At 72.8% G+C, this 12,073-nt stretch carries 10 protein-coding genes; 6 read left to right on the forward strand and 4 right to left on the reverse strand.

Translation table 11 applies throughout. The annotated features are described in order from the left end of the window. The first annotated feature begins 102 nt into the window (after positions 1–102). The 4 genes from ACRRSS_RS05680 to era all read left to right on the forward strand — a co-directional run bounded on the left by ACRRSS_RS05680 (position 103) and on the right by era (position 4,149). Positions 103–582 (forward strand): hypothetical protein, encoded by a 480-nt coding sequence (locus ACRRSS_RS05680; protein WP_435970107.1) that lies wholly within the window; start codon positions 103–105, stop codon positions 580–582. 216 nt (positions 583–798) lie between these two features. Continuing rightward, positions 799–2,136, forward strand: coding sequence for a beta-xylosidase (locus ACRRSS_RS05685; protein WP_435970108.1), 1,338 nt, complete (start codon positions 799–801; stop codon positions 2,134–2,136). Between the two features lie 66 nt (positions 2,137–2,202). Next, positions 2,203–3,177, forward strand: a complete 975-nt coding sequence (locus ACRRSS_RS05690) for a WxL protein peptidoglycan domain-containing protein (RefSeq protein WP_435970109.1) — start codon at positions 2,203–2,205, stop codon at positions 3,175–3,177. A gap of 21 nt (positions 3,178–3,198) precedes the next feature. Next, on the forward strand, positions 3,199–4,149 hold the full coding sequence (gene era / locus ACRRSS_RS05695) for a GTPase Era (protein WP_435970110.1): 951 nt from the start codon (positions 3,199–3,201) through the stop codon (positions 4,147–4,149). 14 nt (positions 4,150–4,163) lie between these two features. Here the strand turns inward: era and ACRRSS_RS05700 are convergent, their stop codons facing one another. Continuing rightward, a complete protein-coding gene (locus ACRRSS_RS05700) occupies positions 4,164–4,439 on the reverse strand; it encodes a protealysin inhibitor emfourin (RefSeq protein WP_435970111.1) in 276 nt (91 codons plus the stop codon). A gap of 21 nt (positions 4,440–4,460) precedes the next feature. Continuing rightward, a complete protein-coding gene (locus tag ACRRSS_RS05705) occupies positions 4,461–5,525 on the reverse strand; it encodes a M4 family metallopeptidase (protein ID WP_435970112.1) in 1,065 nt (354 codons plus the stop codon). A gap of 289 nt (positions 5,526–5,814) precedes the next feature. Here ACRRSS_RS05705 and leuA point away from each other — a divergent pair, with 289 nt between their 5' ends. Both leuA and ACRRSS_RS05715 read left to right on the forward strand, forming a co-directional pair. Further along, positions 5,815–7,578, forward strand: a complete 1,764-nt coding sequence (leuA, locus tag ACRRSS_RS05710; RefSeq protein ID WP_435970113.1) for a 2-isopropylmalate synthase — start codon at positions 5,815–5,817, stop codon at positions 7,576–7,578. Between the two features lie 432 nt (positions 7,579–8,010). Further along, a complete protein-coding gene (locus ACRRSS_RS05715; protein ID WP_435970114.1) occupies positions 8,011–8,703 on the forward strand; it encodes a TerB family tellurite resistance protein in 693 nt (230 codons plus the stop codon). Between the two features lie 89 nt (positions 8,704–8,792). Here ACRRSS_RS05715 and ACRRSS_RS05720 read toward each other — a convergent pair whose 3' ends face one another. Beyond that, on the reverse strand, positions 8,793–10,163 hold the full coding sequence (locus tag ACRRSS_RS05720) for an FAD-binding oxidoreductase (RefSeq protein WP_435970115.1): 1,371 nt from the start codon (positions 10,161–10,163) through the stop codon (positions 8,793–8,795). A gap of 80 nt (positions 10,164–10,243) precedes the next feature. Beyond that, positions 10,244–12,073 (reverse strand): LuxR C-terminal-related transcriptional regulator, encoded by a 1,830-nt coding sequence (locus tag ACRRSS_RS05725; protein WP_435970116.1) that lies wholly within the window; start codon positions 12,071–12,073, stop codon positions 10,244–10,246.

The following is a 12,073-nucleotide window of genomic DNA, read 5'->3' on the forward strand; positions in this document are numbered from 1 at the left end:
GTCTCAATGAACAGCGGTTCGCCCGACGGACCGTCAGATCTCTCGTCCCTCACGCAGTGTCCGCACCCCTGCGTTCGTCATCGGAAGGGGTTCGAACCCACCATGAGAAGCAGAAGCACCTTAGGAACCGTCGCGGTCCTCGCCGGAGGACTCGCCGCCGCCTCGCTCGCCTTCGCGCCGACGGCCGCCGCCGTCTCGCCGGGGTCGGCGACGGCGACGTACGACTGCGGATCGTGGGGCGGCGGCAGCGCCACCCTCGTCGCGACGCAGAGCGGCACGGCCGCGACCATCACCGTCACCTCGGCCGTCACGACGCCGATCGCGGTCGGCGCCAACCAGATCAACGCCACGCTCACGATGGCGAAGGCCGGCGGTGGCACGCGGGTCTTCACCGGGAAGAAGAACCCCGCGCTCCCCGCCGGGGGCTCCGTGGTCATCGGTCCGCTGAGCGGGACGGTGGCATCGGGTGACAGCCTCAACTCGTACTTCGCGGGTGTCGCCCTCAAGATGGTGATCTTCGGGGTCCCGGTGAACTGTGACGCCCTGACCTCGCAGTCGCCCGGCCCGTTCGTCTTCAGCTGAGCCCCGCGCGGGGCGGCTGCGGCCGAGCCTCGTACCGTCCCGGACCGGTGTCGCCGTAGGCGGCACCGGTCACTGCCGTGACCTGCGGAAACGTCCGCGGAGCCGCGATCTTGACAGTATCTGATGGGTCATCAGTCGATGTCTCTCGCTTGCATTGACTTCTCTCCGCCCGCAGCCGTCAATGGCGCCCACTCATCCCTAGGAGGGGGCACACCCATGGCACTCACCCGATCCCGGGCGGCGGCCCGAAGACGGCGCTGGACCGCCGTCCTCGGCGCCACCGCCCTCGCCGTCACGGGCGGCGCGCTCGCCGCCCCGGCCGGCGCGACCACCACCTCGCAGCCGGTGGAGTTCCAGACCCGCTGCGTCCCGCCGCCGATCGCCGGCATCCCGCCCATCACGGGCACCACCACCGCCGAGATCACCGTCGACAGGGCCAGCCCCAAGGTCGGCGACACCGTGACCGTGACCTACACGATCACCAGGCCCGCCGCGTCCAACCCCGTCGACCTCGCGCTCCCGGCCGACATCATGACGCCCAGCGGCAAGGTCACCCTCGGCGGCGCCCAGACCGGGGCGGTGACTGTCACCGGCCCCAAGAAGAACCCGCCGGTCCCCGGCAAGGGCACCTTCCCGGCCTTCTCCATGACCGGCACCTTCACGGTCACCCAGGCCGGATCGATCACGCTCTCGCCCGGCGACTACAACATCCACACCAGCTACATCATGGAGCTGGACACCCCCTGTACGGTGCTCAACCCGCCCGCCCCGGTCTCCGAGACGGTCGTCGCGAGCCCCGTCACCAGCCCCAACACCCGCGCGCTCCAGCTCGACACGGCATCCGGCGCCCCCGGCGTCCGGGTCACCGTCAACGGCTCGAGGTTCACCCCGCTCACCGAGGTCACCGTCGTCGGCCGCGCCGGAGCGGCGGAGACCGCCGACAGGATGACCGTCACCACCGACAGCGACGGCTCCTTCGCGGCGCGCCTCAAGGTCAACGACAAGGCGACCACCGGGGTCGTGGCGTACGAGGGCGCCGCCTGGAACGCCGACAAGGGCGCCGGGCCCGCCGCGTACACCGTCGTCGACGACACGCCGCAGCCCCCGGACAGCCAGAAGATCACCGCGGCCGTCACGGCGGGCGAACTGTCCATGACCCAGGCCGGGGACGCCGTCCAGCTGTCCTCGGTCGACTTCGGCCAGGGCGGCGCCGCCACCGGCGACCTGAAGACGGTGACGGTCAAGGACTTCCGCGGCGGCCCCGCGGGCTGGTCCCTCACCGGCAAGGTCACCGACTTCACCGGTCCCGGCGGCTCCATCGGCGCCGGCAGCCTCAGCTGGACCCCGGCCTGCACCGCCAAGGCCGGCAGCCCCAGCACCTGCGCGGCCGGTTCGGCCGGCCCGGTCGGCAGCGGCGGCGCGACCCTCGCCTCCACGCCGAACGGCGCCGTCACGGGCGGCGAGTTCACCGTCGACGCCGGGCTCTCCCTCGACGTCCCGGCCTTCACGGCGCCGGGCTCGTACGCGGGCGTCCTGACGCTGACCCTGTCCTGACCGCGCGGCGGGCCGGGCGCGCACCCGGTCGGCCCGCTCCGATCCGCACCCCGGGGGTTCGCACCCGTGCGCCTCAAGTCGTACGTCCTCCTCCTGAGCAGCCTCCTCCTCGCCGTCCTGGGGGCCGCGCCGAGCGCCTCGGCCGCCGAGAACGGCGAGTGGGCCGTCTATCCGGCCGCCGCCCGGCTGGGCAGCCGTCCCTACTTCTTCCTCTCCGCCGACCCCGGCTCCACCGTCACCGACCGGGTCACCGTCGCCAACAAGACGACCGCCCCACTGACCTTCCGGCTCTACGGCGCCGACGCCTACAACACCGACCGGGACGGCGGCTTCGCCGTCCGCACCCGGCAGGAGAGGCAGACCGGCGCCGGTGCCTGGATCAAGCCCGAGCGGACCAGGATCACCGTCCCGCCCGGCTCCGCCGTCACCGTGCCCTACACGCTGACCGTCCCCGCCGACGCCGACCCCGGCGACCACCCGGGGGCCCTCGTCGCCCTCGACGAGCGGATCAGGCCCGGCGGGAAGGGCTCCGTCGCCGTCGGCGTCCAGCGCGCGGTCGCCGCCCGCCTCTACCTCCGGGTGAACGGGCCGACCGTCCCCGCCCTCGCCGTCGAGGACGTCAGCCTCGACCAGGACCGGCCGCTGGTCCCCGGCACCCGGACGAGCAACGCCGTCGTGTCGTACACCCTGTACAACCGGGGAAACGTCACCCTCAACCCCAGGGTCGCCCTCCGGGCCGAGGGACTCTTCGGACGCACCCTCCTCGACCGCGACCTGGCGAAGGTGCCGGCCGAGCTGCTGCCCCGGCAGAAGATCCGCCTCACCGAGCGGTGGACCGGCTCCCCGCAGCTCGACTGGGGCGACATCACCCTCACCGCCACCGCCAAGGACGTGAGGGAGACCGGCACCGTCTCCTTCCTCGCACTGCCCTGGCTCGCCGCCGCGACCCTGCTCGTGGGGGGTGCCGCGGGCCTCTTCGGCCTGCGGATACGGCGGTACAGGACGGCCCGTACGGGACCGGACGCGCACGTGAGTACGTGAGGGGGGTGCTCATCGGGGACAATGGCCCCCATGAGCGCTCGCAACCAAGAAACCGAAGCCGTCCACCGGGCCGGCTTCGCCTGCTTCGTCGGCCGCCCCAACGCGGGCAAGTCCACCCTCACGAACGCTCTGGTCGGTCAGAAGGTGGCCATCACCTCGAACCGGCCGCAGACCACCCGGCACACCGTCCGCGGCATCGTGCACCGCCCGGAGGCGCAGCTGATCCTGGTGGACACCCCCGGCCTCCACAAGCCGCGCACCCTCCTGGGAGAGCGGCTCAACGACGTCGTGCGCACCACCTGGGCCGAGGTCGACGTGATCGGCTTCTGCCTGCCCGCCGACCAGAAGCTCGGCCCCGGCGACAAGTTCATCGTCAAGGAACTCGCCGCGATCAAGAAGACCCCGAAGGTCGCGATCATCACCAAGACCGACCTGGTCGACTCCAAGACCCTCGCCGAGCAGCTCATCGCGATTGACCTGCTCGGCAAGGAGCTGGGCTTCGAGTGGGCGCAGATCGTCCCGGTCTCGGCCGTCGGCGACAAGCAGGTCCAGCTCGTCGCCGACCTGCTGATCCCGCTGCTCCCGGAGTCCCCGCCGCTCTACCCGGAGGGCGACCTGACGGACGAGCCGGAGCAGGTCATGGTCGCGGAGCTGATCCGCGAGGCCGCGCTCGAAGGCGTTCGCGACGAGCTGCCGCACTCGATCGCGGTGGTCGTCGAGGAGATGATCCCGCGGGAGAACCGTCCGGCGGACCGGCCGCTGCTCGACATCCACGCCAACGTGTACATCGAGCGCCCCAGCCAGAAGGGCATCATCATCGGCCCGAAGGGCAGCCGCCTCAAGGAGGTCGGCATGAAGTCCCGCAAGCACATCGAGGCGCTGCTCGGCACCCCGGTCTTCCTCGACCTGCACGTGAAGGTCGCGAAGGACTGGCAGCGCGACCCGAAGCAGCTGCGGAAGCTGGGGTTCTAGCACCCGCCTCCGCTCTACGCGCCTTCCTTGAGGACCCTCGTGACGAGGGTCCTCTGCGCGTCCGTGAGGCGGGGGTCGCCGCAGCGGACCGTACGGTCGTCGAGGGTGATCTCGTACCGGAAGCCGTCCGGCACGTCCCCGGCCGCCTCCTCGCCGTCGGCGGCGGCGTCGGCGAGGACCGTCACCGCCAGGGTGTGCCACTCGCCGGCGTCCGGCCGGCCGGAGGTGTCCACCTCCGCCGACCGTTCGATGCCCGCGAAACCGCCCGTGCGCCGCACTCGAATCCGCATGGGACCTGTGTACCAGCCGGATCAGTCGGTCGGTACGCCCACCGCCGACCAGGCCTTCAGGACGGCCTGGATCTCCTCCCCGTCGCCGTACCGCGCCCGCGCCGCCGCCACCGTGGCCGCCGCGAACTCGGAGAAGCGGGCCTCGGGGGTGAGGGTCCCGCCGGTCATCACGTCGTACCAGATCTGCCCGGCCCGCTCCCAGGCGTTCCCGCCGAGTTCGGTCGCGGCCAGGTAGAAGGCGTGGTTGGGGATGCCGGAGTTGATGTGGACGCCGCCGTTGTCGCGGCCGGTGCGGACGTAGTCGTCCATGTGGCCGGGCTGCGGGTCCTTGCCGAGGACGTCGTCGTCGTACGCCGTGCCCGGGGCCTTCATGGAGCGCAGCGCCGTCCCCTCCACGTTCGGGTGGAAGAGGCCCTCGCCGATGAGCCAGTCGGCCTCCCCGGCGCTCTGGCCGAGGGCGTACTGCTTCACGAGGGAGCCGAAGACGTCCGAGACGGACTCGTTGAGCGCGCCGGACTGGCTGAAGTACTCCAGGTTCGCCGAGTACTGGGTGAAGCCGTGGGCCAGCTCGTGGCCGATGACGTCCACGGGCAGCGTGAAGTCGAGGAAGATCTCGTCGTCGCCGTCGCCGAACACCATCTGCTCGCCGTTCCAGAAGGCGTTGCCGTAGTTCTCGTCGTAGTGGACCGAGGCGAGGAGCGGCAGCCCGGAGCCGTCGATCGAGTCGTGGCCGTAGGCGTTGAGGAAGAGGTCGAAGGTGGCGCCGAGGCCCGCGTAGGCCCGGTTGACGGTGGCGTCCCCGGTCGCCTCGTCGCCCTCGCCCCGGACCTTGACGCCCGGCAGGTCGGTGCGGTGCTCGCAGTCGTGGATCGTGCGGTGCGGCCGGCCGGCCTCGGCGGGGGAGAGGGTGGGCGCGCTGCCGGGCAGCGGCAGGACCCGGAACGTACGGGCCGAGGCGTCCGCCACGAGGGTGCGGCGGGCGGCGGCGGCGACGGCCGGGTTCGGGGAGTGGGCCAGGTGCTCCAGGAGGTGCGGGGGGACGATCGTGCAGAAGACGGGCGTGTGACGAGCCGGGTGGGGAGTCATGCTCGCAATGTGGCACTGCGTGAGGGCGGTGTCACGAGATGCGACGAGGATTGGCGAAATGGAGTGATGCGTCACCGTTCGCTCTTGACGCGGGCGCCGTCCCGCATACTGAAACGGGACGTCCGCCTCCGTCCCCCTGGGCTAAGCTGCGGCACATCATGCGTTTCGGGCTGCTTCTCCTTAGCTGCCGCGGCGAGGGCCTGTAGTCGTAGGCCGACCCCCTCCCCGCGGGACCTGGTGTTGCGTTCGACAGTCGGCCGTCCCCAGCTGGACCCGAGGAGCCCTACGCATGTCGCAGTCCCCGTTCATCGGCCGTCCCACCCCCGTCACCAACGCGACGCAGCTGCAGAAGCCGTCCGGGATGCCGATCCACAAGTACGGCCGCTACGAGGCCGTGGTCATCCCCGACCGCACCTGGCCCGAGCAGCGGATCACCAAGGCGCCCCGCTGGCTGTCCACCGACCTGCGCGACGGCAACCAGGCGCTGATCGACCCGATGTCCCCGGCCCGCAAGCGCGAGATGTTCGACCTGCTCGTACGCATGGGCTACAAGGAGATCGAGGTCGGCTTCCCGTCCTCCGGTGACACCGACTTCGCGTTCGTGCGCTCCATCATCGAAGAGGGCGCGATCCCGGACGACGTCACCATCTCCGTCCTGACGCAGGCCCGCGAGGACCTGATCGAGCGGACCGTGGAGTCCCTGGTCGGCGCCAGGCGCGCCACCGTCCACCTGTACAACGCGACCGCGCCCACCTTCCGCCGGGTCGTCTTCCGCGGCTCGAAGGAGCAGATCAAGCAGATCGCCGTGGACGGCACCCGGCTGGTCATGGAGTACGCGGAGAAGCTGCTCGACGAGCGCACGGTCTTCGGCTACCAGTACAGCCCCGAGATCTTCACCGACACCGAGCTGGACTTCGCCCTGGAGGTCTGCGAGGCGGTCTGTGACGTCTGGCAGCCGGGTCCGGGCCGCGAGATCATCCTCAACCTGCCCGCCACCGTGGAGCGTTCGACGCCGTCCACGCACGCGGACCGGTTCGAGTGGATGTCCCGGAACCTGACCCGCCGCGAGCACGTGTGCCTGTCGGTCCACCCGCACAACGACCGCGGAACGGCCGTGGCGGCGGCCGAGCTGGCGATCATGGCCGGCGCCGACCGCATCGAGGGCTGCCTGTTCGGGCAGGGCGAGCGCACCGGCAACGTCGACCTGGTGACGCTGGGCATGAACCTGTTCAGCCAGGGCGTCGACCCGCAGATCGACTTCTCGCAGATCGACGAGATCCGCCGCACCAGCGAGTACTGCAACCAGATGGAGGTCCACCCGCGCCACCCCTACGCGGGCGACCTGGTCTACACCGCCTTCTCCGGCTCCCACCAGGACGCCATCAAGAAGGGCTTCGACGCCATGGAGGCCGACGCGGCCGCCGCCGGCGTGACCGTGGACGACATCGAGTGGGCGGTGCCGTACCTGCCCATCGACCCGAAGGACGTCGGCCGCTCCTACGAGGCCGTCATCCGGGTCAACTCGCAGTCCGGCAAGGGCGGTATCGCGTACGTCCTGAAGAACGACCACAAGCTGGACCTGCCCCGCCGGATGCAGATCGAGTTCTCGAAGATCATCCAGCAGAAGACGGACTCCGAGGGCGGCGAGGTCACGCCGGCCGCGATCTGGGCCGTCTTCCAGGACGAGTACCTGCCCAACCCGCGGAACGCCTGGGGGCGCATCCAGCTGCGCTCCGGTCAGACCACCTCCGACACGGACGGCACGGACACCCTGACCGTCGAGGCGGTCGTGGACGGCGCCGAGACCGTGCTGTCCGGCTCCGGCAACGGCCCGATCTCCGCCTTCTTCGCCGCCCTGCAGTCGATCGGCGTGGACGCCCGCCTGCTGGACTACCAGGAGCACACGATGAGCGAGGGCGCCTCCGCGCAGGCCGCCTCGTACATCGAGTGCGCCATCGACGGTCAGGTCCTGTGGGGCATCGGGATCGACGCCAACACGACCCGCGCCTCCCTGAAGGCGGTCGTCTCGGCGGTCAACCGCTCCGCCCGCTGACCCGCTCTCCCACCGGACCGCCCCGCCCCTCTCCGAGCTTTCCGAGGCGGCGGGGCGGTCTCGCGTGTGAGCCGCGTCACGGTTTCGTTTTCTCGCCTCCCCGTCCACGCCCGCCGCCCCGGGCGAGGCCACCACCACCCCGGGCACCACCCCGACCCCGGCGCCGTCCGCCACCCCGGAGGGTGATCTCGCGACGACCGGTTCGGCCATCGGCCCCGGTGTGATCGCGGCCGCGGTGGCCGCCGTCCTCGTCGGCGGAGGCTTCCTGGCCTTCGCAAAGCGGCGCCGTCGCGCCTCCTGACGCCGGCGGAAGAGTGACGTGTCTCGGCCAACTCCGCGGTGAAGTCCTGACGGGGTGCTGACGCCGCATCAAGGATGTGGCTAACATCACGCCAACGCCGGCAGTGCAGCCGGGCCGTTGAGGAGGTGCGTGTGCGATCTGCCCGGAATTCACGTGGTGGGAAAGTGGGCGTCTGCGGAATCCGCACCTCCTGGAACACGGTCGGTGACGGCGAGTTCTTCTGCGAGGAGTGCGGGGGCGACCGGAACTACCGGCGGCGCACCGGCCGCCGCAGGTTCGCCGTCCTGGGCGTCCCGGTCCTGCCCCGGGGCTGTACGGGCCCCGTCGTCGAGTGCGCGGCCTGCCACACGCACTTCGGCACGGAGGTGCTGGACCACCCCACGACGAGCCGGTTCTCCGCGATGCTGCGGGACGCCGTGCACACCGTCGCCCTGGCCGTCCTCGCGGCCGGCGGCACCGATTCCCGCGAGGCCCTGGACCGGGCCGTGAGCGCGGTCCGCTCCGCCGGCTTCGCCGAGTGCACGGCCGTCCAGCTCGTCGACCTGGTCGAGGCCCTGGAGGCCGACACCGGGCGCTTCATGCCCGCGGTGAACCCCGAGGGGGCCCTCCTCGCGATCGAGCTGCACGAGGCCCTGGAGCCGCTCACCCCGCACCTGTCGCCCTCCGGGCGGGAGTCGATCCTGCTCCAGGCCGCCCGGATCGCCCTCGCCGACGGGATGTACAGCCCGGCCGAGCGGGAGGTCCTCGGAACCGTCGGGAACGCGCTCGCGCTCGCCCCCGACGACACCGTGCGGCTGCTCGCCTCGGCGAGGACCGTCTCCTAGATCGTGTCCGGAAGGTCCCGCCCGGCCCGCGACGCCCGGACGCGACCTGGCCGGAACCGCCACCGGGCGATGCCCGGCGGGGCGCTCTCCTACGGCACGATGTTCTGGTTGAGGCGGAACACGTTGTCCGGGTCGTACCGGCGCTTCACCGTCCGCAGCCGGTCCCAGTTCTGCCGGTAGTTGCCCCGCGTCCGGTCCTGGTCGTCGGCGTCCATGAAGTTCACGTAGCCGCCCTCCTGGGTGTGCGGGCGCAGCGCCTCGTCATAGGCGCGGGTCCAGGCGATGTCGTGCTCCGAGTCCGCCGGGTCGGTCCAGGTGGCGCCGATGGAGTGCGAGAAGACGGCGTCGCGGTAGGCGAACGCGGTCTCCTCCGGGCCCACCCGGTGGCAGGCGCCGTCGATCGGGAAGATCGCCGTGTCCGACTCCATGGACGGCATGGTCCCGCCGAACTCCATGTGGACGTCGATCGCGCCGTCCGAGAGCTCGCGGCTGAAACGGCCCTTCCAGTAGTGGCGGAGGCCGGGTGGCAGCTGCTCGTCGAAGAGGGTGTTGATCACCGGGTACGGCATGCGCTCCATGAACCGGCCGACGACCGGGCCCAGCCCGTCGAGGCGGGCGAGGACCTTTCCGTCCTCCGTCTCCGGGCCGCTGAAGCAGGTGAACGCGGCGCAGATCGGCCGCCCGTGCCAGCGCTCCGGCAGGAACGGTTCCTCGGGTCCGAGGGCGATCACGAGGATCGAGTTCAGCTCCTCCGGGGAGTCCGCGATGAGCCGCGCCCATGCCCGGGCCACGTCCCCGTCCAGCGGATAGCAGCTCAGCCCGCCGAAGACGTCCGAGACCGGCTGCAGCCGGTAGGCGAGCGAGACGGCGACGCCGAAGTTGCCGCCGCCGCCCCGCAGCGCCCAGAACAGGTCCGGGTGCCGCTCGGCGTCGCAGGCGACGAGCGTGCCCTCGGCGGTCACCACGTCCGCCGCGACCAGGTTGTCGCAGCTCAGCCCGGAGCGGCGGGCGAGATGGCCCATGCCGCCGCCGAGCGTGAGGCCGCCGACGCCGGTCGTGGAGACGACCCCGCCGGTGGTGGCGAGCCCGAAGGCGTGGGTGGCGTGGTTGAAGTCGCCCCAGGTGGCACCGCCCGCGGCCCGTGCCGTACGGGCCTCCGGGTCGACCCGGACGCCTCGCATCCGGGACAGGTCGACGACGAGTCCGTCGTCGACGGTGCCGAACCCGGCGACGGAGTGGGAGCCGCCGCGCACGGCCAGCGGGAGGGCGTGCTCCCGGGCGTACCGCACGGCCGCGCTCACGTCGGCGGCGTCCACGGCGTGGACGACGACGGCGGGCCGGCGGTCGTGCAGGGCGTTGTAGACCCGGCGGGACACGTCGTACGACGGGTCGCCACGGGTCACGACGGTGCCGCGCACGGCACCGCGAAGCGTGTCCAGGGGTTCGGTCGTGGTGGTCATGTGTCCGGTGTAGCCCGGCGGGACGGGCGCCCGCATCGCCCGAACCGCCCACGCGTCGACGACGCCCCCGCGTGGGCCGTTCAGACCAGGCCGTGCGCGTACGCGTAGGCCGTGGCGGAGGCGCGGGAGCCGACGCCCAGCTTGGCGAAGATGTTGTTCAGATGGCGGGCCACCGTGTGCTCGCTGATCACCAGAGTCCGGGCGATGTCCTTGTTCGTCCCGCCCGAGGCGACCAGCCGCAGCACCTCCGCCTCCCGCGCGGTGAGCCCGCCCGGCAGCCGCCGCCGTGACCCGCCGGAGAGCAGCGCCGCCGCGCGCCGGGCGTCCGGTACGGCCCCGAGCCGCTCGAAGACCGCCCGCGCGGTGCCCAGCTCCAGGCGGGCCGCCTCCTCGTCGCCCGCCGCCCGGTCGGCCGCCGCGAGCACCATCCGCACCTGCGCGGCCTCGTACGGCACCCGGAGCTCCAGCCACCCGGCGAGCGCCCGCCGCAGCAGCCGGAGCGCGTCGGGGGCCCTGCGGGCCAGCGCCACCGAGCCGAGGGCCGTGTCGGCCAGGGCCCGCAGCAGCGGTACGTCCCCGGCGAGCGCGTCCAGCTCCGCCGCCGCCCGCGCCGCTCCGGGTACGTCACGGACGGCGAGGGCCACCTCGGTGCGGGCGGCGAGGAGGCGGGCCCGGCCCAGGACGTCGTGGTGGGCCTCGCCCCGGCAGGCCAGGGCCAGGTCGACGCCCGCCACCGCCGCGTCGGCCCGGCCCTGCGCGAGGCGCAGCAGCGCGAGGCCCGGCTGGGGGATCCGGCCCAGTTCGTGGGCGTGCCCGTACGAGACGGCGGCCGCTTCGAGGCGGCCCTGGCGGCGCTGGACGTCCCCGGCGGCGTAGTACGCGGCGGCGGCCGACTCCAGGCAGTCCACCGGCACCTCACGGCAGGCCTGCCGGGCCTCCGCCTCGGCGAGCGCCCAGATGCCGAGGAGGTCGAGGACCTCGACGCGGTGGGCCCGGCAGACGCCCCGGAACGGGTTCTCGTCGGCGGGCACGGTCATGGGGAGGGGAGCGGGGGTCCCGGCGCCCGCCCCGGTCCCCGCAGCCCCGGCCGCCCCGGTCCCCGCCGTCGCGTCCGGCGTGGTCTCCGCCGCCCCGGTCCCCGCCGTCGCGTTCGCCGGGTGGCCCGGCCACGGCGGGGCGCACCACTCCATCGCCGCGTTCGTCCATTCCACCGCCCGCGCGAAGTCGGCGGCCTCCATGCACTGGGTGAGGGCCAGGCAGTACAGCCAGCCCGTGAACATGCCGCTCAGTTCGCCCGCCACCACCGCGCACATCGCGTCGTCGAGGAGCGCGAGGGCCTCGGTCCTGCGGCCGGCCGCGAACAGGACGCGGGACCCGGCCTGGCGGCTGAGGGCGAGGAGGTCGGGGCTGCCGGAGGCGAGCGCGAGCTCCGTCATGCGGCGGGTCGCGGCGAGGGCGGCCTCGTGGTCGCCGTGCGCCACGGCCTCCTCGGCCGCCGACCAGGCGAGGAAGCACTGCTCCGGGCAGTCCGGCAGGTCCTCCAGGTGGTGCCGGGCCCGGTGCAGCCAGCCGGCCGCGGCGGCGGGCCGTCCGAGCCCCGCGTACTCGTAGGAGAGCCACCAGGAGGCGAGTCCGGCGCCCCGGTGGTCGTGGGCCGCGAGGTAGGCGGCGTGCGCGCGGAGCCGGGCGGTGACGGACTCGTCGACGTGCCCGGACCACCAGGCGGCGTCGGCGAGGACGGAGAGGTCGTCGGCGGTCAGCCCGCGGGAGGGGTGCAGGTCGTGGGCGTGGAGCAGCTCGTACGCCTCGGCCCAGGACTCACGGGCGGCGGCCTCCCTGGCGCGCTCGACCGCGTCGGCCGCCTCGGCGGTGTGGCGGGTGTGTCGGGTGTAGAGCGTGGGTGCGGACAT

This window comes from Streptomyces sp. Qhu_M48 (genome assembly GCF_051305195.1).
In the GTDB taxonomy this organism is placed as follows: Bacteria; Actinomycetota; Actinomycetes; order Streptomycetales; family Streptomycetaceae; genus Streptomyces.